Annotated in this window: 22 protein-coding genes; 3 read left to right on the top strand and 19 right to left on the bottom strand. The window is 65.8% G+C overall.

The window, feature by feature from the left end:
• Positions 1 to 74: 74 nt before the first annotated feature.
• Both C1H69_RS22495 and C1H69_RS22490 read right to left on the bottom strand, forming a co-directional pair.
• Complete coding sequence (locus C1H69_RS22495) at positions 75 to 671, bottom strand: SCO family protein (protein WP_102655615.1); 597 nt, start codon at positions 669 to 671, stop codon at positions 75 to 77.
• Positions 668 to 1,180: a hypothetical protein gene (locus C1H69_RS22490; protein WP_102655614.1), complete on the bottom strand. Its 513-nt coding sequence runs from the start codon at positions 1,178 to 1,180 to the stop codon at positions 668 to 670. Before C1H69_RS22490 ends, C1H69_RS22495 begins: the two co-directional genes overlap by 4 nt.
• Before the next feature lie 112 nt (positions 1,181 to 1,292).
• Between C1H69_RS22490 and C1H69_RS22485 the strand changes: the two genes are divergently transcribed.
• Positions 1,293 to 2,207: an AEC family transporter gene (locus C1H69_RS22485; RefSeq protein ID WP_102655613.1), complete on the top strand. Its 915-nt coding sequence runs from the start codon at positions 1,293 to 1,295 to the stop codon at positions 2,205 to 2,207.
• A 117-nt stretch (positions 2,208 to 2,324) separates the two neighbouring features.
• Here C1H69_RS22485 and C1H69_RS22480 read toward each other — a convergent pair whose 3' ends face one another.
• The 15 genes from C1H69_RS22480 to C1H69_RS22410 all read right to left on the bottom strand — a co-directional run bounded on the left by C1H69_RS22480 (position 2,325) and on the right by C1H69_RS22410 (position 19,141).
• On the bottom strand, positions 2,325 to 2,786 hold the full coding sequence (locus C1H69_RS22480) for an SDR family NAD(P)-dependent oxidoreductase (RefSeq protein WP_102655612.1): 462 nt from the start codon (positions 2,784 to 2,786) through the stop codon (positions 2,325 to 2,327).
• Between the two features lie 193 nt (positions 2,787 to 2,979).
• A complete protein-coding gene (locus C1H69_RS22475) occupies positions 2,980 to 4,437 on the bottom strand; it encodes an ArnT family glycosyltransferase (RefSeq protein ID WP_165789568.1) in 1,458 nt (485 codons plus the stop codon).
• Positions 4,424 to 5,437: a glycosyltransferase family 2 protein gene (locus C1H69_RS22470; RefSeq protein WP_102655653.1), complete on the bottom strand. Its 1,014-nt coding sequence runs from the start codon at positions 5,435 to 5,437 to the stop codon at positions 4,424 to 4,426. The genes C1H69_RS22475 and C1H69_RS22470 overlap by 14 nt, the downstream gene beginning before the upstream one ends.
• A 43-nt stretch (positions 5,438 to 5,480) precedes the next feature.
• Positions 5,481 to 5,936, bottom strand: a complete 456-nt coding sequence (locus C1H69_RS22465; RefSeq protein ID WP_102655610.1) for a GtrA family protein — start codon at positions 5,934 to 5,936, stop codon at positions 5,481 to 5,483.
• Between the two features lie 125 nt (positions 5,937 to 6,061).
• On the bottom strand, positions 6,062 to 9,208 hold the full coding sequence (locus tag C1H69_RS22460) for an efflux RND transporter permease subunit (protein WP_102655609.1): 3,147 nt from the start codon (positions 9,206 to 9,208) through the stop codon (positions 6,062 to 6,064).
• 3 nt (positions 9,209 to 9,211) lie between these two features.
• On the bottom strand, positions 9,212 to 10,195 hold the full coding sequence (locus C1H69_RS22455) for an efflux RND transporter periplasmic adaptor subunit (protein WP_240610052.1): 984 nt from the start codon (positions 10,193 to 10,195) through the stop codon (positions 9,212 to 9,214).
• Between the two features lie 166 nt (positions 10,196 to 10,361).
• On the bottom strand, positions 10,362 to 11,027 hold the full coding sequence (locus C1H69_RS22450) for a class I SAM-dependent methyltransferase (RefSeq protein WP_240610051.1): 666 nt from the start codon (positions 11,025 to 11,027) through the stop codon (positions 10,362 to 10,364).
• A 288-nt stretch (positions 11,028 to 11,315) separates the two neighbouring features.
• Positions 11,316 to 12,005: a response regulator transcription factor gene (locus tag C1H69_RS22445; protein ID WP_102655607.1), complete on the bottom strand. Its 690-nt coding sequence runs from the start codon at positions 12,003 to 12,005 to the stop codon at positions 11,316 to 11,318.
• A gap of 36 nt (positions 12,006 to 12,041) precedes the next feature.
• On the bottom strand, positions 12,042 to 13,358 hold the full coding sequence (locus C1H69_RS22440) for a sensor histidine kinase (RefSeq protein WP_165789567.1): 1,317 nt from the start codon (positions 13,356 to 13,358) through the stop codon (positions 12,042 to 12,044).
• A gap of 13 nt (positions 13,359 to 13,371) precedes the next feature.
• A complete protein-coding gene (locus C1H69_RS22435) occupies positions 13,372 to 14,571 on the bottom strand; it encodes an alpha/beta hydrolase (protein ID WP_205738592.1) in 1,200 nt (399 codons plus the stop codon).
• A gap of 349 nt (positions 14,572 to 14,920) precedes the next feature.
• A complete protein-coding gene (locus C1H69_RS22430; RefSeq protein WP_102655605.1) occupies positions 14,921 to 15,736 on the bottom strand; it encodes an NAD-dependent epimerase/dehydratase family protein in 816 nt (271 codons plus the stop codon).
• On the bottom strand, positions 15,733 to 16,194 hold the full coding sequence (locus C1H69_RS22425; protein ID WP_102655604.1) for a MarR family winged helix-turn-helix transcriptional regulator: 462 nt from the start codon (positions 16,192 to 16,194) through the stop codon (positions 15,733 to 15,735). Before C1H69_RS22425 ends, C1H69_RS22430 begins: the two co-directional genes overlap by 4 nt.
• Before the next feature lie 124 nt (positions 16,195 to 16,318).
• A complete protein-coding gene (locus C1H69_RS22420) occupies positions 16,319 to 17,509 on the bottom strand; it encodes a DUF3500 domain-containing protein (RefSeq protein ID WP_205738591.1) in 1,191 nt (396 codons plus the stop codon).
• Positions 17,506 to 18,405, bottom strand: a complete 900-nt coding sequence (locus tag C1H69_RS22415; protein ID WP_102655603.1) for an SDR family oxidoreductase — start codon at positions 18,403 to 18,405, stop codon at positions 17,506 to 17,508. Before C1H69_RS22415 ends, C1H69_RS22420 begins: the two co-directional genes overlap by 4 nt.
• 76 nt (positions 18,406 to 18,481) lie before the next feature.
• Complete coding sequence (locus C1H69_RS22410; protein ID WP_102655602.1) at positions 18,482 to 19,141, bottom strand: O-methyltransferase; 660 nt, start codon at positions 19,139 to 19,141, stop codon at positions 18,482 to 18,484.
• A gap of 366 nt (positions 19,142 to 19,507) precedes the next feature.
• On the opposite strand from C1H69_RS22410, the gene C1H69_RS22405 reads away from it, so the two are divergent.
• Complete coding sequence (locus C1H69_RS22405; protein ID WP_102655601.1) at positions 19,508 to 20,140, top strand: TetR/AcrR family transcriptional regulator; 633 nt, start codon at positions 19,508 to 19,510, stop codon at positions 20,138 to 20,140.
• 8 nt (positions 20,141 to 20,148) lie between these two features.
• On the opposite strand, the gene C1H69_RS23355 is transcribed toward C1H69_RS22405, so the two are convergent.
• Positions 20,149 to 20,292 carry an alpha/beta fold hydrolase gene (locus C1H69_RS23355; RefSeq protein ID WP_133155006.1) on the bottom strand — a complete coding sequence of 48 codons (144 nt, stop codon included), beginning with the start codon at positions 20,290 to 20,292 and terminating at the stop codon, positions 20,149 to 20,151.
• Between the two features lie 27 nt (positions 20,293 to 20,319).
• Positions 20,320 to 21,081: an SDR family oxidoreductase gene (locus tag C1H69_RS22400; protein WP_102655600.1), complete on the bottom strand. Its 762-nt coding sequence runs from the start codon at positions 21,079 to 21,081 to the stop codon at positions 20,320 to 20,322.
• 85 nt (positions 21,082 to 21,166) lie between these two features.
• Here C1H69_RS22400 and C1H69_RS22395 point away from each other — a divergent pair, with 85 nt between their 5' ends.
• The gene (locus C1H69_RS22395; protein WP_102655599.1) at positions 21,167 to 21,721 is read left to right on the top strand and encodes a TetR/AcrR family transcriptional regulator; all 555 of its coding nucleotides are present in this window, start codon (positions 21,167 to 21,169) and stop codon (positions 21,719 to 21,721) included.
• The last annotated feature ends 254 nt before the right edge of the window (positions 21,722 to 21,975 follow it).

The raw sequence follows: 21,975 nt of genomic DNA, 5'->3' as shown, positions 1-21,975 counted from the left end.
ACCCGGACAAACAGCTCGGACCAGGAGTGAACCATTCCGACCCGAGGCAACGCCGCCCGAGGGCGGCGTTCGCGTCAGCTGCCCAGTTCGCTTTCCAGTGCCGAGCGCAGCAGGTGGGGAGTGGGCGAATAGAGTACCCGCTGGCGGATCTTGCCGTCACGGTCGACCAGGTAGAGTGACGAGCTGTGGTCGACGGTATATTCCATTGCCGAATCCGGCGTCTCCACTCGCCGCCAGACGATGCCATAGCGCTCCGCCAGCTCCTCGAGCTGCGCTTCGCTGCCGGTGATGCCGATGAAGTCGTCTCCGAAGTAACCCACGTACTCCTCGAGCCGCTCCACCGTGTCACGCTCCGGATCGACCGAGATCATGACCGGCACCACTCGTTGCCGCAGCTCGTCGTCGAGGCCCTGCATGACCTGGCGCATCACCGACATGCTCATGGGGCAAACATCCGGACAGTAGGTATAACCGAAGAACAGTACCGCCAGCTGGTCATCCTCGAGCTGGGTCAGGGAAAAATCCCCCTGCGCGGAGGCCAGCTCGACGGGGCCGCCACGAGGCTCACCATCCTGGCCACCCATCTGCTGCTGGTACCAGCCGTAGCCGGCAAGGGCGACTGCCAGCACCATCGCGATGCCAAGCACCATCCAGATTCGTTGCCGCTTCATGGCACACTCCGCTCCACATCCAGGTCGAACCGGCTTCCCAGCCGACCATTCGGGGTTTCAACGACTACCTGGGCTCGCCACGGCATGACCGCCTCAGTACAGATCGGTACCTGGCCCAACCCCTGAAAGCGGCCATCACCCCGCGCTTCCAAAGGGAAACGGTGCAAGCCCATGTCCATGTCACGGCCGACCAAGTCCACATGAACGGCCTCGGCCGCGACACCCTCCAGCGTAACCGTCAATGTCATCATCTCCAACGCTCGAATGCCATTTGGCCCCTCAATGGCCAGTCGCAGCCGACCATCGTCGCCGACCGGCGTCGAGCAGGCCGAGCGGTGTAGATTACAGGGGCCGTCGACAGCGTACCAGGTGATATCCTGGTCGCCACGCAGAAGATGCGAGGCCAGATACCACAGCGCCACGACCAGCGTGAGCAGGGTAATCAGCATCATCAGGCGAAGCCCGGGAAAGCGAGGCTCACAGGAGTCGGGCAGAGTGGATGAGCTCATGACGGCGAAAGCAGCACTTCAATGAACGGCGACAGAAGGTAAGCTTAACAGCATTTACCCATGACAAACCGTGTGTAGGGTTGTCGCAGGCGAGGCGAGAAGAGGAGCCGACATGGAAGGCGTTGCAGGAGCGCTGGGACCACTGTTTCTACTGATACTGCTTGGCACGCTACTGAGCTGGAGACGCCAGCCTGGCGGCGACTTCTGGCCACAAATGGAACGGCTGATCTACTTTCTGCTCTTTCCCGCCATGCTGGTATCCACCCTGGCGACCGCCGATGTCGGCCAGGTGCCGGTGGTTCGCATGGCCCTGGTACTGCTGGGCAGCATGCTGGCCTTCGCGGGGCTGCTATGGACGATTCGCCGACAGCTTAAACTCGAGGCAGCCGCCTTCACCTCAGTCTTTCAGGGCGCCCTGCGTTTCAATACCTACGTGGGGGTTGCCGGTGCCGCGGCGCTGCATGGCGCGCCAGGCGTCACCGTGGCGGCGGTCGCCGTGGCGTTGATGGTTCCGGTCGTCAATGTCCTGTGCGTCATCAGCTTTATCGCCGCCGGTACGCTGGGCCCTTCCAGCCTGGGCAAGAGCCTGGCGGCGCTGATACGCAACCCGTTGATTCTTGCCTGCCTGGCCGGGATTGCCCTGAACCTTTCCGGTATCGGCCTGCCCGGCTGGAGCGGGTCCGCGGTGGAACTGCTGGGGCGAGCCGCCCTGCCGCTGGGGCTGGTGGCCGTGGGGGTGGCGCTTCGCCCTCAGGCACTGATACGCCTGGACCGCGGTGTCTGGACATCCAACCTGGTAAAGCTGGTGATGATGCCGGCCCTGGTACTGGTGCTGGCCCTGATACTGGGGCTGGACCCGGTGACCCGTGACGTCGCCCTGCTGTTCGCCGCCCTGCCCACCGCCACCTCCGCCTACATCCTGGCGCGACAGTTGGGTGGTGATGCCGAGCTGATGGCGGCACTGATCACCGGGCAGACACTGCTGGCCATGGCCACCCTACCGCTCTGGCTGCGCCTGGCCGGGTGATCGAGGCGTTGGCCGAACTCGACATCGATGGACTCAGCCCGCGACAAGCGCGCTGCGCGAGCGGCTTTGGAGCATCCCCCGGTGAAGCCAACGGTAGCGCTTCCGGCATGCGTGGAATCAGCGATTCGATGCAACGTCATCGTGATCCGTGGAGGTCGACAGACTCTCCCATGCAGCGATCTCAGACAGGCGCTCGGTCAGCTCCTGACGCGCGATACTGACGGCATCGGAGCCAATCAACAAGTGCAACGGCGGGGTTTGCGCGTTCGCCAGTTGGTAGCCGGGCTCCACCACGGTGACGTGGATGCCAAGCTGGCCGTAGCCGGCGTTGTTGACCAGCACATCGACGGTGCCGAAGCGCTCGATGGCCGCCTCCGCTACGGCTTGCGGCCCGGCGGGGTCGGTCATGTCCAAGGGCAGGATCAAAAGCCTCTCGGTATGTTCCGTGAACGCACCGCGGGCGGCTTCCACATTGCGCGCCGTCGCCACGACGTTGTCGCCCGCCGCGAGGGCGGCTTGCGCGATCTGAGCACCCAGGCCACGGGCGGCGCCGGTAATCGACCAGGTCTTGTTGCTCATTTCTCGAATCTCCCAACTAAAGATGAGGCAGGCTTGCAGGATGCATTTGTGGCCCCCCCGCACCTCGTCGGATAGGTTCATTCCTGCCAGGAAGCACGACACATGCGCTCGGCCTTCTCGCTCTTGCCAGCGACGCAGCTCGACGGCATCGCCGCCACGCAGGCGCCCTTCCCTGCCAGCCAGGCGTCGAGCGCTAGCGAATCCTGCCCACCCGATACCGGCGGCTATCCGCCAGCGGCAAGGCGGTCAATGGCAAGGTGGTCTGCAAGCGCGCCATGACATCCGGGCGAGCGGCGATGAAGATCGCACCTTCCGTCCCGGCGACCAGCGCCGGCAGTTCTTCGCTCGAGATCAGCAATGCCTGCCCTCGCGAGTAGTAACGGGCCGAGAAGGATCGGCTGTCGACGAACCACAGGGTGGCGCCCGGCGGCGCCACGGACATCACCTGGCGGATGAGTGCCTTCTCGGTCTTGACCGATCCCGGGTTGAAGCAGATCGCAAGCGTCGCGAGCAGCGTCACGACCGGAACGAACAAGGCTGGCGCGGTGCCGACCGCGTGCAATGCGGGTGATCGTCCCAGCCTCAACCGTCGCTGGACAAGGACCAGCGCCCGGCCGGTCAGGATGGCGAACGCGGGCAACGCCGGCAGCACGTAGGTCCAGAGGATGTTTCTGGACAGCGTAAAGAACAGCGGCACGAACAACGCCCAGGCGATCAGGTAGCCGGTCATCGGTCTGCGGATCAGGCGCAGCAAGGCCCCGCGGCCACGCCGATGGCGCAGCGCGGCGGCGAGCATCGCCAGGGCGAGGGGACTCCAGGGCAGCGTGGCGGCCAGCCAGCCCAGCCAGATGGCCCCTATGGCCCGCCGATGGGCGGTTCCATACAGATCGCCGGCCCACCCGGGTTCCAGAAACCGCCGTACATGCTCGCCGATCAGGAAGTAGTCCCAGAAGCCTGGCGTCCTGATCTCGGCGATGACGTACCAGGGCACGACCAGGGATGCCACCAGCGACAGGCCGACCAGCCATCCGCGCATCGATAGCGCCGGCCATACCCGGCGGCGGTAGGCCAGCAGACACAGGGCCGCCGGACCCGCGACGATAACCAGCGCCAGCGGCCCCTTGGCGAGCAGGCCGATCGCCAGGCCCACGGCGGCCAGCAGGCGCCAGTGCCATTGCGGCAGCATCAGTCCGGCCATGAACAGCGTGGTGCCCAGTGCCAGGAAGGGATCGGTCAGTACCGCGCCGGCCATCATGTACGGCAGCGCACAGGTCACATGAATCAGCACGGCAGCGGCGGCGGCCCGGCGGCCCGCCCATGCCCGCGCCAGCGCATGCAGGGGCCACAGGGTCAGCGCGGTGGCCACCCAGGCGGGAAAGCGGGCAACCCACTCCGACAGCCCGAATAACTTCATCGACAGCGCCTGCAACCAGAAGGAAAGCGGCGGCTTGCCCCAGAAGGGAACGCCCGGCTCGAACCACGGCGTGACCCAGTCGCCGCTTTGCGCCATCAGCCTGGCGATTTCCGCATAGCGCGGCTCGGTGGTATCGATATAGGGAACCCACAGCATGCTGACCAGCCGCAATCCCAGCAGCCCCAGCGCCAGGGTCAGCATGGCGCCTGCGGGGCGACGCAGATCAAGCCTCTTCATTGCAAGGCTCCTGGCCGTTTTCCCGGCGGGATGCGGGCCTGCCGGCCGTTTCGCCCATGTCACGCACCAGATAGCGGGGGCGCTGCTTGGTTTCGACATAGATCCGGCCGACGTACTCCCCCAGCAGACCGACGGACAACAGCTGGATGCCCCCCAGAAACGTCATCATCGCCATGGAGGAGGGATAGCCGGACGGGGCGGGATGCCCCTGCAGCGTCCTGAGGACGATGAAGAGGCCAAAGGCCGCGCCAGCGGCCGCGGTGACCAGCCCCAGACCGGTGACCCAGCGCAGGGGCGCCGCGGAGAAGGAGGTCACCCCCTCCAGCGCCAGACGCACGAGGCCGAAGAACCCCCACTTGCTGTGCCCGGCCGCGCGCGGTTCCCGGTCATAGAGGATTTCATGCGTGGGAAAGCCGACCCAGGCGAACAGCCCCTTCATGTAGCGGCTGCGTTCGGGCAGACGCTTGATCGCATCGACCACCCTGCGGCTGAGCAGCCTGAAATCCCCCGTGTCCTCGGGAATCGGAAACTCGCTCAAGCGGCTCAAAAGGCGGTAGAACAGATGGGCGCAACCGCGCTTGAACCAGCTTTCTCCGGAGCGGTGGCGGCGGCGCATGGCGATGACGTCGGCGCCGGTGCTGCGCCAAGCCGCGAGCATGTCCGGAATCAGCTCGGGCGGATCCTGCAGGTCCGCATCGATCAGAATCACCGCCTCCCCCCGGGCGTGATCCAGGCCCGCCGTGATCGCCGCCTCCTTGCCGAAATTCCGGCTGAGCCGGATCGTCCGCACGTGACGGTCCTGCGACGCCAGTGCCATCAGTGCCTCGCCGCTGCCATCGTGGCTGCCGTCGTCGACGTAAAGCAGCTCGTAGGGCAGCCCGATGCCCTCCATGACGCCACGCAAACGCCGATGACAGAGTTCCAGTACCGCGATCTCGTTGTAGGCGGGCACGATCACGCTCAGCACCACCGGCTCCAGGTCATCGAACGGCAAAGGCATCGATGATCCAACGCAACGGGCTGCTTCAACGACGGAAAGGTGTTCACTCATCATGGGACTCTCGGGAAGAAACGCGAATCCATGCCGGTGCCCGGCATGCGAACTTTTGCAGGAACAGGAAATTGAGCAGCGCAACCCCTGCGCTGCTGAGGAACTGGGCCGCCGCGATCCCCATGCCGCCGCCATGCAGGAGTTGAAAGGCGACCAGGTTGACCGACCAGGCCATGCCGACGGAAAGCAGATAGACGCCAAGCGAAAATCCGCGCGCAGGGGAAAAGACATAGCGGCGCTGCAGGAAATAATTGGCGGCTGCACCGACGGCCATGCCCAGGGCCGTAGCACACCAGGCCTGAACGCCGCAGGCCACCAGCAGGGCCATCACCCCCCAGTGCAGCAGGGTCGCCGTGCCTCCGGCCGCCAGGAACCGGGGCAATCTCGCCAGCCAGGCGGGATGACGAGGCGCGGCAAAGCCTTGGTGTGTGAAGTCGTCTTGTTTCATGACCAGGGAATCTACCTGGCCAGTCAACAGACAAACATCGAGCCGGGGTCAAGAATTCATCAAAGTGCCGACCGCGCGGCCGGCAAGCAGCAAGGCCAGGACACCGCCCGTCATCGGTCGAAGGATCATGGCCGCTCCGGGTGCAGCGCCTTGTGCCCGGCGCTGCGCCGGCGCCAGCCCATGGCCACCACCATCAGGCTGGGCAGGAAGGTCAGGGTGACCAGCGTGGAGCAGGCGATGCCGAACATCACGATGGCGCCCAGGCCGCGATAGAGCTCGGTGCCGGCGCCAGGGATCAGCACCAGCGGCGCCACGCCCAGGATGGTGGTCAGGCTCGACATCAGGATCGCCCGCAGGCGGATGCGCACCGCGTCGTCCACCGCCGCCACCACCGATGCGGCCCCCTCCTCGATACGCGTGCAGGCTTCCTGCACGATCAGGATCGGGTTGTTGACCACCGCGCCCAGCAACACCAGGAAGCCCAGCAGGGTGATCATGTCGAACGGCTGGTGGATGCCGAACGCGGCGCCCACGCCGTTGAGCAGCGCCAGGCCGACGATCCCGCCCGCCATGCCGATGGGCACCGTGGCCATGACGAACAGCGGCCGCCCCCAGTGGCGGAAGACCGCCACCAGCATCAGGTAGCACAGCAGCACGGCGATGGCGAAATTGCCGGCGACCGCCTCGCGCGTGGCGTCGAGCTGGTCGCTGGCGCCGGAAATATCGATCGAGACCCCGTGCGGAATCTCGCCGGCGGCGCGCATGGCGTCGATCAGTTCGGCCCGCGCGCGCGCGACCCCGGTCTCCAGCGCCAGCGAACGCGGCGGCACGATGTTCAGCGTGACGGTGCGGCGGCCGTCCAGCCGGCGGATGCTGTCGCTATCGACCGATTCATGCAGGTCGGCCAGCGCGGACAACGGCAGCAGCGCGCCGGACGGCGTGGCGATCGGCAGGTCGCGCAGGCGCTCGACCCGTTGCCCGCTGCCGGCGCTGCTGAACAGGTAGATGTCGACCCGGCGGTCGTCCAGGATCATCTCGTCGGCGAAGGCGCCATCGCTGAGCGCGGCGACCGAATAGCCGAAGCGCTCCGCGTCGAGGCCGACTTCGGCCAGCCGCTCCCAGCGCGGCCGCACCTCCAGCATGGGCTGGTCGAGACTCAGCGAGCCGGGCTCGGAGCCGATCTGGGCGCCCTCGAACAGGCTGCCGGCGCGCGCGTAGGCCAGGCCGGCGACGCGGTAGATCTGCGCCAGGTCGCTACCGGCAATGTCCAGATTGATGCTGCGGGTGCCGCCTTCGTCGTTGGAAATGATCGAGCCGCGCGAGGCGAAGGCGCGCATGCCGGGCCAGGCGGTGTAGAGCGCCTCCAGCGCGCCGATCAGCGCATCGACCTCGGCCGGGTTCTGCGGATCGGTCATCGCGCTGATGCCCTGCGGGTCCACGAACACGCTGAAGACGTTCAGCGCCGGCATGTCCGTCTCGCCACGGGCGTAACGCCCGGGCGCGTCGTCGAGCCGCGGACGCAGCGCCGCGATCAGCTCCTGCGCGATGCCCTCCATCTCGGACAGGTTGTAGCCGGGCGGCGCGATCATGCGCGAGAAGACCTTCGCTTCCTCGCCTTCGGGCAGGTATTCGGCCGGCGGCGTCAGCAGCGTCACGGCCAGCACGGCGGCGACCAGCGTGCCGACCAGCACCGCGGCGCGCCGCGGCCAGGTGGCGTGGAGCGCGGCCAGGCGCTGGCCGATGCGCTCGAACGCATCGCCGTCGGCGGTTTTTCCCGCCGTCACCGAGGGCATCAGCCGCGAGGCCAGCGCCGGCAGCACGGTCACCGCCACGACCATGGACGCCAGGATGGAGGCGGAAATGGCGATGGCGATATCCGAGTAGAGCTGCCCCGCTTCCTCGCGTATGAACAGGGTCGGCGCGAACACCAGCACGGTGGTCAGGGTGCAGGCCAGCACCGCCGGCCAGACCCGGCGCACGCCGGCCACAGCGGCCTCGAAGCGGCCCAGGCCACGGCGCCGCGCCTGGTCGATGCTCTCCAGCACCACGATGGTGTTGTCCAGGGTCATGCCGATGGCGAAGGCCACGCCAGCCATGGAAATCACGTTCAGCGTGCGCCCGGCCAGCAGCAGGCCGATGAAGGCGGCAATGGTGCAGATCGGGATGGCGATCACGCCGACGAAGGTGCTGCGCGCCGAGCGCAGGAAGGCGAACATCACCAGGGTCGCGAGCGCCGCGCCGAAGACCAGGTTGCTCCAGACGTTGGCCACCGAGTCCTCGACGTAGCGCGCGTCCTCGCTGGCCAGGGTGATCTCCAGCCCCAGCGGCGCCATGATCGCGTCGTTGATCGCCTCGACCTCGGGCAGCACCGCGTACTTGGTCTGGATCACGTTGGAGCCGGTCTCGCGGCGCACCGCCAGGAACAGCGCCGGCAGGCCGTTGTAGTACGCGCTTTCGCGCAGTTCGTGGTGGCTGAGGCGGATGTCGGCCAGGTCGGACAGGCGCACCAGGGCGCCCTGGCGCTCGGCGACGATCAGCTCGCCGATCTCGGCAGGCGTGCGGAAACGCCCGACCGTGCGCACCAGCACGCTGCGCTTGCCGCTGTCCAGATCGCCGGCGGAGCGGTCGAGGTTGCGCGCCCGCAGCGCGTCGCGCAGGTCGGTCATGTCCAGCCCGCGCTCGGCCAGGCGATGCGGATCGACCTCGATGCGCACCTGGCGTTCTTCCGCGCCCCTGATCTCCACCAGAGAAACACCGTCGACGCGCTCCAGGCGTGGCCGCACCTCGTCCTGCAGGAAGTCGCGCAGCATCGCCAGATCGAGGTCCGCGCCGCCATCCGCGCGCGGACCGACGCGGAAGTACATGAACGGCTCCTCGGAGACCGAGACCGTGGTCAAGGCAGGCGCGTCCGCGTTCTCCGGATAACCGGAGACCTGGCTGAGCGCGTTGTTGGTGCGGATCAGCGCCTCGTTGATATCGACCCCGAAGGGGAACTCCAGCACGATGCTGGCCTGCCCGGTGCTGGCGGTGGAAACCATGCGACGCAGGCCGGGCAGCGTGCGCAGGTACTGTTCCTGCTCGATCAGGATTTCCTGCTCCACGTCCCGCGGCGAGGCGCCGGGCCAACGCGTGTCGACGCTGATGGTGCGCACTTCGAGATCGGGGATCATCTGCACCGGCACCCGAAGCGCGGCGCTGACCCCCAGCACGCAGAGGATCAGGACCGCCACGGCGATCAGGGTGCCATGGCGCAGAACGCGGTCGAAGCCCATGGCTCAGCGCTCCACCAGGTCCAGCGGCTGGCCGTCGGCCAGGGCTTCGTTGCCGCGGATCACCACCCGTTCGCCCGGCCTGACATCGTCGCCCGCGAGGGCGACGCTGCCGTCCCGGTCGTGGAGAATCCGCACGCTGCGGCGCCGGGCGACCGGCCCGCCATCGGTCTCCTCGACGACGAACAGGCTGTGGCTGCCGTCCGGCTGGCGCAGCAGCGCATCGCGGTCGATCGCCGGCGCGGCGGCGCCGGGCGGCAGGTCGATCTCGGCCCGCGCCGACATCCCCGGCAGCAGCCGACCCTGCGGGTCTGCCACCAGCAGGCGCAACAGAAAAGTCCGCGCACCGGGGTCGGTGACCGGCACCCGCGCGCCGACGCTCGCCTGCAACGGCGTACCGCCAAGGGCGTCGGCGAACACGCGCACCTGCGCATCATCGGCGATCTGCCCAAAGCGTTCCTGCGGCACGCGCAGATCCAGGCGCACGCGCTCGGTCGCCACCAGCGACAGCACCGGCGTGCCGCGCTGCACCCATTCGCCGGCCTCGCTGAGCTTCTCGGCAATCACGCCGGCGAACGGCGCCGGCAGCACGTGCCGCTCGACCTGCTCCGCCTGCTCGCGCGCATTGGCGCGGGCGGACGCCGCCGCGGCGCGGGCGAGGTCCAGGGCGGCGGCGCGCGCCTCGACCTCCGTGGCCGGGATGGCCTGGTGTTCGATCAGCCGCTGCGCCTCGACCACCAGGCGCTGCGCCTCGCGCAGGGCGGCCTCGGCTTCCTCCGTTTGGGCCTGGGCGCGCAAGAGTGCCTGACGGGCAATGGCGGCGTCGAGTTCGAGCAGCACCTGTCCGGCCTCGACCGGGTCGCCGGCATCGACGTGCACCTGGGCCACCAGCCCGTCGGCGCGGGGCGACAGGCGTGTCTGGCGCTCGGCGGTCAGGGTTCCGGAGAGGGTGAATCGCTCGCCGAATGCGGCGGGCTCCGCTGGCGCCACGGTAACGCGCGCGGCGGCAACATGCGCATCTTCCCCGGTATCGTTGGACGGCGCGCCACAGGCGGCAAGCAGCAGGAAGAGGCACGCCGGGAGCCCGCCTCGGGCACCCGCGCGCCAGGTGCCAGGTTGTCTGCGTCGCCACGCTGGAGGCTGGCAGCGGCACGGGCTAGGCATGTCGATCCCGCTCGCGGTCAACAGCGTCCACGGCCGACGGCTGCGTTCCCTGGACCAGGCGAACGGCCTCATAGCGCGGCGGGCGTCGGACGATGCGGTAGACCGACGCGGGCGGAACGTTGGCGAAGGTGTGGCCAATCCGCAGCGCCTTGAGCCCGAGGCGATCGAGCAGTGCGCGGGGAATCGGGCAATTCGGACCATAGGTGAACTGATAGAGCGCCCCATCGGATCGCAGCCTGGCGAACACGCCATCGAGAATGGCCATGACCTTGCGCGGCGGCATCGACAGCAACGGCAGGCCACTGATCACGGCGCCCGCCTGCATCCCCTCGAACAGTTCGGCTTTCTTCAGCCGCGCGGCATCCATGCACACCGTGTGGGCGCGCTCGAAGCGGCGCTCCAGCCTGGCGGCGAATGTCGCGTCGTATTCGATCAGCGCCAGGTTTTCCTGAGCGACGCCACGTTCGATCAGCGCGCGGGTGAAGACGCCGGTGCCCGGCCCAAGCTCGATCACCGGCCCCGTCCGCGCGGAGATCTCCGAGGTGATCAGGCTGGCCAGCGCGCGTCCCGAGGGGACGATCGCCGCCACCCGCCTGGGATCGATGAGCCACGCTTTGAAGAAGCCGACTGTGTCGGCCAGGTGCATATTCCGGCCCATGGGTCTCTCTTTTTCGAGGTCTTCGATTTCGGTACGAGTGCCTGCACGGCATCTCTGCGTGCACGGGCATCGAAAAATGCGCGGAGCACGCTGAGAACCAGCCTTGCGCAGGCCACTCATCGAGTACGCAGAATGCTGTCGGCTATTCAGGCGTCAGCCGATTCATATACGACGATAGATAATTGGAACTGTACGGGGCTGCCCACCAAGCCCCTGTCAAGGGGGCATCAATAATTCATCCAATCCAAAAACGCGAGGTGGCCCTGGGGAATCCAACCCGGACATACCTCACTGTCCCGAAACGTCGAGGATATAGCCCCGACCATGCAGCGTTTTTATCATGGGCATCCCATAGGCTTCCTGGAGCTGCTTGCGCAGCAGCCAGATATGCGTGCGCAGCGTATTGGCATCGACGCCCTGTTCCGGCCAGAGCCTGGCGCTCAATGAGGCATAGGAAATGAAATCCGGATGACTGCGGATCAGCGCCTCGAAGATGTGCGCGGCCAATCCCGAGAGCCGGAACTTTCCCCGGGGCTCGACATGGACCTCCAGCGTGCCGGGGTTAAAGCTGACATCCCCTGCGCGCAGCACCGTGTCGATGCGCGATCTTCGCCGATGCAGGGCATCGATGCGCAATGCCAGCTCTCTGAGATCGAACGGCTTGACGAGATAATCGTCACCACCACTCGAATAGCCGTCTTCCTTGTTTTCTATCGCCCCCATTGCCGTCATGAAGATGATCGGCGTCTGGTCGTTCATGTCCTTGCGCAGCCGACGGGCGATGTCGAGTCCCGAGGCGCCGGAGAGCATGATGTCCAGCACGATGACATCGAAGCTCTGACTGTCGAGCAGGTGCAGCGCCGTCAATGCGCCCGATGCATATTCCAGCTCATATTCATTCTCGCCGAGAAATTCGAATATGTTCTCCGCCAGATCGGCGTTGTCTTCGACGATCAGAACCCGGGTCTTGTTTCTCATGCTGGTTTCCCATGACAGTGAGGGGCGCAGGGGGCATCAGGCAGCCACTTTGGCCCGGGGCCACTTGCAGTCTCCCCGGGTGAATGCATCGGCCGGCACGGCCCCGAATGTCACACGCAGCACCGTCCCGCCGGCGGCAGCGTTCACCCACTTCAACTGCCATTGCAGGCGCTCGCAGATCAAGGTGGCGATGAACAGCCCCAGCCCCGCCGCGCCCGACGTCGGTACGACGGGTGGCGCGGTCAGCAAGGCGCGGTAGTGCTCCGGCAATCCAGGCCCTTCATCCCTGAACTCGATCCAGTTGGTATCGATGACCACATTGACCGCCCCGCTCGTGTGCTGGAGCGCGTTGTGCATCAGATTGCGCAGCAGCATCCTCACCAGCGCAGGGTCGGCAAGCAGGCGGGGATCCGCCTCGCCATGCAAGCGTACCCGCTTACGTGCACCCTGATGGATGTGATCGACATCCTTCATTTCCTCCCGCACCACGAGAAGGAGCGCAACACCTTCGCTCACCGGATCACCGTGGCGCATCAGACTCAGAATGGCGTGAACACTCGTGCCCATCCCATTGACGGCGCGACGGATGCGCCGCATGGCCCTGGCATCGGCTGTGGGCGTCTCCCCGCGCGCCTCTATGCCATCCAGGGCGCCCGCGATGATCGAGATCGGTGTGCGCAACTCGTGGCTCGCCATTCCCAGCAGCATCTTTTCCCGCTTGACATAGGTTTCCATCTCATCGAGAAAGCGGTTGAGCGTTCGAACCACCACCAGCAACTCCTGATCGACACCGTCCTCGGCAAGGTGGGGCATGGTTGGCGCGGGTTCGATGGACTTGATCTGCCCCATCAGATCCACCAGCGGCGTGACCAGGTGTCGACTCGTGATGCGGGCAAATGGCACGGCCAGGGTCAACAGCATCAGGCTGATCGCCCCAAGCACCCACTTGTAGGCCACACCCTGTATTTCGTAAATGCTGATGTCCTTGGCCAGATACATGCGTCCGCCGTCGACAGGCGCGTTTTGCAGCATGTATTTTTTCTCGCCCACATCGATTTCGCCGGTGAAAGGGAATGCAGGGGAGCGAAAAATCTCCGGAATCTCGACGTCGCCCTGCATGGACGCCGGCACGTAGAAGCCCTGCACGGTCGCCGTGTTCCACACAAACGGCTCATGCAGATTGGCCTGGCTCAGGATGAAACTGCGCTCTTCCTGCATCTGGCGGGTCAGCAGGCTCTTCTCGAACAGACCATTCACGAAGGATATGCCTGCGATGGTCACCAGCAGGGTAAGCAGCACCGACCCGATGACATAGCGAAGGATGCGGCGTTCTATGGAGTCGGTTGCAGTCATGGCCATTCGTCGGTTACCGCGCATCATTCATGGCAAGGTCGCTGGTGGAGGCCAGCACCTCCCGAATCACCCGCGACTGCCAGTCGAAATAGGGGTTGAAGGTGAGGCGCGCATGCACCTTGCCCTTTTCGCGATAGTCCCAGTCGGAATACCAGACCGGCTCGCCGGACAGGCAGCGCGCCGTGGCCTCATCCGTCTGACCGTTCCAGCAGATGCGTTCGCTGCCGGATCGTCCGTACAGCGCGTTCTGTGGCGAGAACAGGATGCCCATGTGCGAAAACTGGCTGATGCGCTCCTGCGGCAGGAAGTCGGTCCGCTCCAGAATGCGCGGCGAGGCAGCCGCGTCGTCTGCCACCCGCCCATACCAGATCAGACGGCTGGCGGCATGGGTGAAGTGGCGATCGAAGGCCCTGCGCACATAACGCACGTCGACGACGGAATCGTGCTCGGCCAGCACCATGACCACGGGACGATCGAAGTCTCTCTCCCTGATGGCCCTGCGCGCCGCCACGCTGCTGCGGTGGAACTGCGCGAACCCATTGGTGGGCACGTTGTGATAGCGCAGCGGCGACTGTTGGGGATGAGGACCCGTCGACAGCAGCCATGTCCTGACATGTGCCAGCCACGGCGTGACCCAAGCGAAATACTCGTTCGAGCGCAGGGCCGGCGAGAACAGCAACAGGCCGCGAACCTGCGGATCGCCCACGGCGTATTCGAGCGCGAGATTGGCGCCCGTCGAGAAGCCCCCCAGGTACACCTCCGGAAAATCCCGATGCAGCAGCGCAACCTGCTCCCGCACCAGTTGCTGCCACTCCTCCAGCCGCACATCGATCAGGTCGGCGGGCCTGGTGCCGTGCCCCGGCAACAGCAGCGTGCGCACGACATAGCCCTGGGCCACGAGATCCTGCGCGATGTCGACGAATGACCAGGGGGAATCGCCAAGACCGTGAATCAGCAGCATCGCCTTGCGGGAGGGAGCGTCGGGACGACGCTCGAAGGGTGAGTTCCAGTTCAGTTCATCGCCTGGGTTTTCCGTCTGGAAGTCACGGGTTTCCTGGATCCGGTTCCGCGATGCCTGCGCGTAGGCCTGGAAGTCCGCGAATCCGGTCATGGGCGCAACGGCGCTGGTACGCATTGCGCTCTGCTCCGCATGGGCCAGGCATGCGGCGCCCACAAGGAGGCAGAACAAGAGCACGCGATATCGGGCCAGCACGGCAATGGCCTCCTGGATATGGGGTCAGAGTGGAACTCAATCGCCGGATGAGCGCTTTGCTGCGCGGGCCAGATTGCGATCAATCAGTCGCATTAAAGGATATGACGGTTTGCTCGTTGTGCCTATTCGCATTGTCTTTCCCGTCCTGGCACGCCGATGACCCACCGCCGCCGTCCGCGGATTTCCTCGCGAAAGCAGCCTTGAACGGCCCATTCGACCGAACGCGTGGCAGCGACCCTGAAAGCCACAGTTCAGGTTTTGGCAGGCACTGCCCAGGGCATCTGCGGCCATTGGCATCTGGCGGCGCGGCGCATAAGCGGGGGCTGTCGCCGCTTATTGCGTCGTCGCATCACAACAACTTTTCCTCAACGGCCTGATAGACGGTCCTCACACTCGGCCGGAAGCCGAGGCGACGCGCCAGCGAGCCGTCCATGTGCAGATGCCAGGGGTTGGCCAACGGCTCGGACGATGGCTCCATCGCCTCGCCGGCCAGCGCGGTCAACTCGTAGAGCGATGTGGGTGCGTCATCGGTGATATTGACGATGCGCCCGTCCAGCGCGCCCGAGAGCGCGAGATCGATGGCAGTGGCAATGTCCCTGTGGTGAACCATGCTCATCTTTTGAGCCGGATGAAGTTTGGCATTGGTCGCCAGCTTGGGCAGCGCTTCAAGATGCCCATCCTGGTCGCCATAGACGAAGCCGAAGCGCTGAACCGACCAGTTCAGCCCGCTTTCGCGCAATTCCTTCTCGGCTGAAACCTTGCTGGCCGGATACGCCAGGGTCGGGTTGGTCACATCCTCTTCGCGACCGGGATGCGGGGTGTCCGGGTCATAGACGTGGCTGGTACTCGCCATGATGAAACGCGCCTTGGGCGCATGCGCTTTGGCGGCGGCAATCAGGTTGCGTGTCCCCTCGAGGTTGATCTTCCAGATCAGGTCCGTGTCGGGGGTGCGGAACACAGCAGCAAGATGGATGATCGCCGAGACCCCCGCCACCGCCTGTTCGAGCGATTCAGGGTTCAGAAGATCACCCTCCACGGCCGTTACGCCGGCAGGCACATCCTTTCCTGCGCGCAGGATGGCGCGGCAATCCTCACCGGCAGCCACGAGACGCGGCAGAAGACGCGCGCCTACAAGTCCGGTCACACCCGTTATCAAGATCGTCATGCGTCGGTTCCTCTTCGTAAAAGCTCATCGAGCCGCCCGGTGGCGGTCTGGAGCACTTTGATGGCAGTGGCGATCTCGGCCTGGTCGATGCCGTCGAACGCCACCCTGCGAATGAAAGTGAGATCGGGCAACTCGCCCCATAGCGTCGTGCCAGCCGCCGTCATCCGCAAACGCTTCTGCCGCCGATCGATACTGTCGGGCACCTGCTCGACCAGCCCTTTGCGAACCAGCGCCCCGATGACAATGCTCAAGGTCGCACGTTCGATCTGCAGCATTCGCAACAGGTCGCGCTGCATCGTCGGCCCGTCATGGGCCAGTTGGTACAGCACATACCATTGCGTGGAGCCGATGTCATAGGGACGAAGAGCCGCGTCCATGACAGCCCGGCCTGCGAGGTAGCAGCGTTTGGCCCATGCGGCAACCGAGTCGTGCTGGAACTTGTCTGATTTGTTTGCCATAAAACAATTATGCTAGCTAGCAAACAAAAAATCAAGCCGATCTGACTGAACCACCATGCGCGAGCGCAGAGGCCCGCGTCGATGTACCAACCGGCGCCGAACAGCGTCCGCGGGAGCGAAAGGGCTACCTGTCGCCGGGTCGGGTGCCGCCATAGTCCGTGCGCTTGTCGCGCCAGACGGCATGGACGTGGGGCTGGTCGGTGGAGTAAGGCGGGTCCATGACCAGTTCGATCCAGACCGAAGGCCCGTCGATACGCACGTAGTCGCCGGTGCGGGCGAGCGAGGTGGAACCGGAAAAACCCAGATACGTGGCGTCAAGCTCGCGCTGGTACCGGGCGAGAATCAGCTCGGCGTCCGCATCGGCGACGTCGTTCACGTACAGGCCGATCGCGTGGAGCAACAGCGCGCGTTGTGTCTGGCGCAGCGACATCGCCGGGATGCCCTCCGCCCTGGCCGGGAAGTTCCAGTCCTTGCGCCGTGCTTCCGGCCCCAGCAGAAGCTCACTTTGTTGCCTGCCAAGCTCGGCGGCGGCGGTCTGGACCGGGTCGAGCGAGGCAAGCAGCGAGACGAACGCCTGCCACTCGTCGCGCTGGGGGCGAAGGGTGATTCCGTCGAGTTCGACGACGGCGTGGGGCTCGATCGCCCGGAACGACGGCGTCGCCCCGACCAGAACCCCGTCCCGGTAGGTGTGGGTCAGCGCGAGGTGATGTCCACCGAACTGAAGCTGCCAGATGCCGGTGTCCGACGGCGCCCCCAAGAATGCGATATAGAAATTGCCCCTGCCGTAGCCCTCTCGGCCACCGTTGCGCCGGATCCAGTCGTCCGCCGCGAGATGCTGCTGGATTTCATCGAAGCCTTCGTTGCTGCCGCTGCCGGTCGCCGCCGCAAGCAGAGCGTTCAGCGCACTCCACTGTGCGTCGGAAAGCGTCCCCAAGGCCAGGCCAAGCCGGGCCTGGCCGCGGCTCAGCCCCCATTGGGGATAGGTGTGCCACCTGGCGGCGTTGGCGAAGGTGTAGGCCTGGACCAGGGCGGTGCGCTGCCCGTTGTCGAGCGTCGCCATGAAGGCATTCGCCCGGTCGAGGACCGCGGCGCCGGAACCGTTTGCAGTTTCGAAAGCCAAGCTGCCGTCGGCGCCGGTCGCCGGCGATGGCGCTGCCTGCACGGAGCCGTCGGCGGCGGCGGCGCACACGCCGCAGCCCAGGATGGCGATGAACGCACCCACCAGCATCTTGCGGGGTACGGAGCCGATGGAAACCGTCGCCACACGCCCCGACAAGGCAAGGGGTCTGCGCCACAGGGCGCTTTTCAGGTTCATCGCGCGCCCCCCGCCACGGCCGGGGCCGGGGCCGGCGCATAGTAGCCGGGCTGGTCGAGATCGGCGAGCAGGCCGGGGCCTTGCGGCGTCCAGCCCAGCCGCTCACGGGTGCGTGCGCTGGAAACGGACATCTCCGCGCCGGCCATACTGGCGAACCAGCCGAAATGCCCGCGCTCCCGCGATTCGACCGGCAGGTCGAGGCGGCGGCCAATCACCTCCGCGATGGCCTTGAACGGTACCGTCTCGTCCGCTACCGCGTGGTAGGTCGGCTCGGTCACGCCGTGCTCCAGCGCAAGGCGATAGACGCGCGCGGCATCGAGCCGGTACACGCCGGACCAGCAGTTCCGGCCTTCGCCGATATAGGCCGACACCCCCGTCTGCCGCGCCAGACGGATCAGGATCGCAACGAAGCCGTGATCGCCAAGGCCATGCACCGACGGCGGCAGGCGAACGGTCGCCGCGCGTACACCGCGTTGCGCCAAGGCCCGTGCGGTGGCGTCCGACATTCGCGGGCCGGCCTCACCAGGCAGGTCGGACTCGACGGCGCCGCGGGCCAGCCCCGACAGCCCCGAGGTGACGAGCAGCGGGCGGGCGGACCCCGCCAGCGCGCTTCCGAGCGCCTCGATCGCGCGGCGGTCCTGCTCCGCGCTCTCGGCGAACCTGGAGAAATCGTGATTGAAGGCGGTATGGATCACGGCGTCCGCCGCCGCCGCGGCGTCGCGCAAGGCATCGAGATCATCGAGCGTGGCGCGGATCACCTTCGCGCCGGTCGCGGCCAGGGCCGCGGCCTTGTCGTCGGAGCGCGCCAGGCCGGTGACCTGGTGGCCCGCTTTCAACAGATCGTCGGTGACGGCCGAACCGACCCAGCCGGTGGCGCCCGTTACGAATACGTGCATGGCTTTCTCCTGGAAATTCAGGGTTGAATGGCAGAGCTTGTTGCGGTCGGGGCGCGGCCTCGCGCCTGGAAATCGTTCAGCCCAGCCGCATGGAGAGTTCGACGTCCCGCGAAAACGGCACGGACAGGTAGCCGCCGGCGGGCGAACGCACCCGCGCCAGGTAGTCCGGGCTGTCGTCGGCGTTGTCGGCGACGATCAGCGCGCCCGGTCGCAGGCGGCTCTCCATCAGCGACAGAATGTCGCCGTAGAGCGCCTTGGCGCCGTCGAGCAACAGCAGGTCGATGGTGTCGGGGAGATCGCCCGCCAGCGTCGTCAACGCGTCGCCTTCACGAATCTCCACCAGATCGGCGAAGCCGCCTTCGGCCAGGTGCTCGCGCGCCCGCGCCACTTTCGAGGGCTCGAACTCGCTGCCGATCAGGCGACCGCCGCCGTTGTCGCGCAAGGCGGCGGCCAGGTGCAGCGTGGAGATACCGAACGAGGTGCCAAATTCGACGATGTTGCGCGCGCCGGTGCCGCGCGCCAGCAGGTAAAGCAGCGTGCCGGTTTCGCGCGATACGGGCAGCCAGAGGTCCTTCAGCCGCCCGTAGAAGTCGAGGTACTCGGTCCTGCTGTGCATCAGCCGCTCGCGCTCTTCGCGGGAAATGCCGGCCAGGGCCGGGCTGGTTGCCGCATCGGCCTGGGCGAACAGGCGGTCCAGCAGGGGTGCCAGTGGCGAGGTGGTCAGTGTGGTGGTCATGGGGGTGTCCGGTCGAGGGTCGGGCGCCCTGTTTCGAGGGCTGGAATAAAATGCGATCAATCAATCGCATTTAATCGAATGATACGACCAGACATCCACATTTGATATTCGCATTGCAGGTCGTGTTCTCCTTCCCCGTGCGATCCGCCGAAACCTCTGATGGCGCGTGGGCTGGCCCCCGATTGGGTGGACATGCAAGGCGGGTCGCGGCGACATGACTCAGGTTTGAGTTCGGGATAATAGAAGTGCCCGGTTGAGGTCTCGGCCAGGCCGGCCTAGAATGCGACCGATGCATCGCATCAAGAACCCGGTCGATTGTCCCCTCCTTCCTTCCACTTGCCGTGCTCCTTGCGCCCCGATGCCACCATGACCCACCGACGTCGTCCCCAGCTCTCTTCGCGGAAGCAACCTCAACAGGCCCGCTCGACCGAGTTGGTCGCGGCGATCCTGCAAGCGGCGGTTCAAGTCCTGGCCGAGGAAGGCGTCACCCGTTTCACCACCGCCCGGGTGGCCGAGAAGGCCGGGGTCAGCGTCGGCTCGGTCTATCAATACTTCCCGAACAAGGCGGCGATCCTGTTCCAGCTCCAGACCGACGAGTGGAGACGGACGTCCGATATGCTGCGCGACATTATCGAGGACACCGGGACACCGGCGCTCGATCGCCTGCGCGCGCTGGTCCATGCCTTCATCCGTTCGGAGTGCGACGAGGCGGAGATGCGTGTGGCCCTCAATGACGCCGCCCCACTCTATCGCGACGCCCCCGAGGCGCGGCAGGCGCGCGCCTCGGCGGACCGGACCCTAGAACGGTTCATGGAGGAGCTGCTTCCCAACGTCTCCGCCACCACCCGTGCACTGGCGGGAGAACTGATCACCACGACATTCAGTACGGTGGGAAAAAGCTTTTCGGAAACGCCCCGGACACGAGCGGAGATCGACACCTATGCCAATGCCATGGCCGACATGTTTTGCGCCTATCTGAAGAGCATCGAGAACGGATAGCCAACGACTCAGCGCGCCTGCAGGAAGTCAACCACCGCCGAGTTCAGCGGCGCTGTGCACTCCTCCGGCAGCCAATGACCGCAGCCAGGCATCACCAGGCCCGTCACGTCGGTGGCGTAGCGCCGCATCTGGTCGACCTGGTACTGCCCCATGCCGCCGTGGCCGCCGCCGATCCAACGCTATACCGCCACGAAACCGCCATCGACGAAGAGTTCCTCCCCCGCGATAAAGCTGCTATCGCTCGAAGCCAGGAACAGCACTGCCTTGGCGACTTCTTCCGCCTGGCCGAGCCGCTCGAGCGGCGTCATTTGCTTCAACGCGTCTTCCGCCCCCGCATTGTTCTGCAGGTACGTTTGCATCGCTGGCGTGTGGATCATGCCAGGCGAAACCACGTTAACGCGGATGCCCCGGCTTTTGAGGTCGGTTGTCCAGGTTCGTGCGAACGAACGGATCGCAGCCTTGGTAGCGCTGTAGATCGACAGGCTGGGGAGTCCCTTGCTACCCACTACGGATCCAGTGAGGATCACGCTGCTTCCGGCCGTCATCAGCGGTAGCGCCTTCTGTACAGTGAAGATCAAGCCTTTGATGTTGGTGCCGAACAGCCGATCGAAATGCGCCTCGTCAAGCGCACCGAGCGGTGCGGACTCGGAAATTCCCGCATTGGCAAACACCACATCGAGCCTGCCGTGATCGCGCTTGATGCGCGCGTAGAGTCGATCGAGGTCAGCGCCGTTGCCGACGTCGCCCTGGATGCCGACGTCGCCCTGGATGCCGACGGCACCGTTGCCGATCGCTTTCACGGCTTCGTCCAATCGCTCTTGCCGGCGCCCCGTCACATACACCTGTGCGCCTTCTGACGCGAACAACTTCGCTGTCGCAAAGCCGATGCCCTCGCTACCGCCCGTGATCGCCACGATCTTGTTCTCGAATTGTCTGGTCATTTCGCTGCTCGTCGTTTAAGTGGAGGATTGATCCACTTATAATATGGAGGTATCCTCCAGTTTTCAAGTGATGAGAAGAAAACCATTGACCGACGACACTACGCTGCGTGCCGATGCGCAACGAAATCGCGAACGTATCCTCGCCGCGGCCGAAGAGGTATTCCTGGAGCGGGGCGTAGGCGCGTCCCTGGAAGACGTCGCAAAGCGCGCGGGGGTCGGGATCGGCACCTTGTATCGACGTTTCCCGACCCGCGAGGCGCTTCTGGCGGCCACCTACAATGCGCGGCTCCTGTCGTTCGCAGAGGTGAGCCGTGCGCGGGGGGGCGAGATGGAGCCGGGATGTGCGGTGCGTGCCTATCTCGAGGAGCTCGTGGTGCATACGAACGTCTATCGCGGCCTTGCGACATCGCTCGGGACGGTTCTCCAGAGCGGTACTCCGGGTTGCCGCGCGACCAGCGAAGAGGGCAATCGACTGCTTCGTCGCGCGCAGGAGGCCGGCGTCATTCGTGGCGATGTGACCTTCGACGATCTCGTGTACGTGGTCATGGCGATCTCGCTCGCCGTTGAGCAGGGCGACGCATCCAAGTCGCGCATCGCACACTTGGCGGGTCTGTTCCTCGATGGCATCAGCGTGCGTTGAAGCGGCTGCAACCTCCGGGCAACCCATGTGTCCAGGCGCATGGGCGGCGGCACCAGGCATCTCCACGCGAGCCACGAGTACGACATCCATACAGGTGTTGCTGTCAATGGCCGCTATGACGGCTCCACCGGACCGAGCATGAAGCCGCCGTCCGCCAGCCATTCCGCGCCGGTGGTGTAGGCGGCATCGTCGGACGCCGCCCTGAAAATGACCTCGGCGATGACGATGGGCTCGGAGCCCGCCGCCTTGATCGG

The organism is Billgrantia endophytica (assembly GCF_002879615.1).
GTDB lineage: Bacteria > Pseudomonadota > Gammaproteobacteria > Pseudomonadales > Halomonadaceae > Halomonas > Halomonas endophytica.
This window is presented reverse-complemented; position numbering and strand designations above follow the sequence as displayed.

What these genes read in the sequence shown, in the direction of transcription:
- C1H69_RS22440 (WP_165789567.1), bottom strand. Translation starts at nt 13,358, where the DNA reads ATGACTGCAACCGACTCCATAGAACGCCGCATCCTTCGCTATGTCATC.
- C1H69_RS22415 (WP_102655603.1), bottom strand. Translation starts at nt 18,405, where the DNA reads ATGCACGTATTCGTAACGGGCGCCACCGGCTGGGTCGGTTCGGCCGTC.
- C1H69_RS22460 (WP_102655609.1), bottom strand. Translation starts at nt 9,208, where the DNA reads ATGGGCTTCGACCGCGTTCTGCGCCATGGCACCCTGATCGCCGTGGCG.
- C1H69_RS22480 (WP_102655612.1), bottom strand. Translation starts at nt 2,786, where the DNA reads ATGAGCAACAAGACCTGGTCGATTACCGGCGCCGCCCGTGGCCTGGGT.
- C1H69_RS22495 (WP_102655615.1), bottom strand. Translation starts at nt 671, where the DNA reads ATGAAGCGGCAACGAATCTGGATGGTGCTTGGCATCGCGATGGTGCTG.
- C1H69_RS22445 (WP_102655607.1), bottom strand. Translation starts at nt 12,005, where the DNA reads ATGAGAAACAAGACCCGGGTTCTGATCGTCGAAGACAACGCCGATCTG.
- C1H69_RS22420 (WP_205738591.1), bottom strand. Translation starts at nt 17,509, where the DNA reads ATGAACCTGAAAAGCGCCCTGTGGCGCAGACCCCTTGCCTTGTCGGGG.
- C1H69_RS22425 (WP_102655604.1), bottom strand. Translation starts at nt 16,194, where the DNA reads ATGGCAAACAAATCAGACAAGTTCCAGCACGACTCGGTTGCCGCATGG.
- C1H69_RS22470 (WP_102655653.1), bottom strand. Translation starts at nt 5,437, where the DNA reads ATGCCTTTGCCGTTCGATGACCTGGAGCCGGTGGTGCTGAGCGTGATC.
- C1H69_RS22475 (WP_165789568.1), bottom strand. Translation starts at nt 4,437, where the DNA reads ATGAAGAGGCTTGATCTGCGTCGCCCCGCAGGCGCCATGCTGACCCTG.
- C1H69_RS22450 (WP_240610051.1), bottom strand. Translation starts at nt 11,027, where the DNA reads ATGGGCCGGAATATGCACCTGGCCGACACAGTCGGCTTCTTCAAAGCG.
- C1H69_RS22430 (WP_102655605.1), bottom strand. Translation starts at nt 15,736, where the DNA reads ATGACGATCTTGATAACGGGTGTGACCGGACTTGTAGGCGCGCGTCTT.
- C1H69_RS22485 (WP_102655613.1), top strand. Translation starts at nt 1,293, where the DNA reads ATGGAAGGCGTTGCAGGAGCGCTGGGACCACTGTTTCTACTGATACTG.
- C1H69_RS22465 (WP_102655610.1), bottom strand. Translation starts at nt 5,936, where the DNA reads ATGAAACAAGACGACTTCACACACCAAGGCTTTGCCGCGCCTCGTCAT.
- C1H69_RS22410 (WP_102655602.1), bottom strand. Translation starts at nt 19,141, where the DNA reads ATGACCACCACACTGACCACCTCGCCACTGGCACCCCTGCTGGACCGC.
- C1H69_RS22405 (WP_102655601.1), top strand. Translation starts at nt 19,508, where the DNA reads ATGACCCACCGACGTCGTCCCCAGCTCTCTTCGCGGAAGCAACCTCAA.
- C1H69_RS22400 (WP_102655600.1), bottom strand. Translation starts at nt 21,081, where the DNA reads ATGACCAGACAATTCGAGAACAAGATCGTGGCGATCACGGGCGGTAGC.
- C1H69_RS23355 (WP_133155006.1), bottom strand. Translation starts at nt 20,292, where the DNA reads ATGGGGCAGTACCAGGTCGACCAGATGCGGCGCTACGCCACCGACGTG.
- C1H69_RS22490 (WP_102655614.1), bottom strand. Translation starts at nt 1,180, where the DNA reads ATGAGCTCATCCACTCTGCCCGACTCCTGTGAGCCTCGCTTTCCCGGG.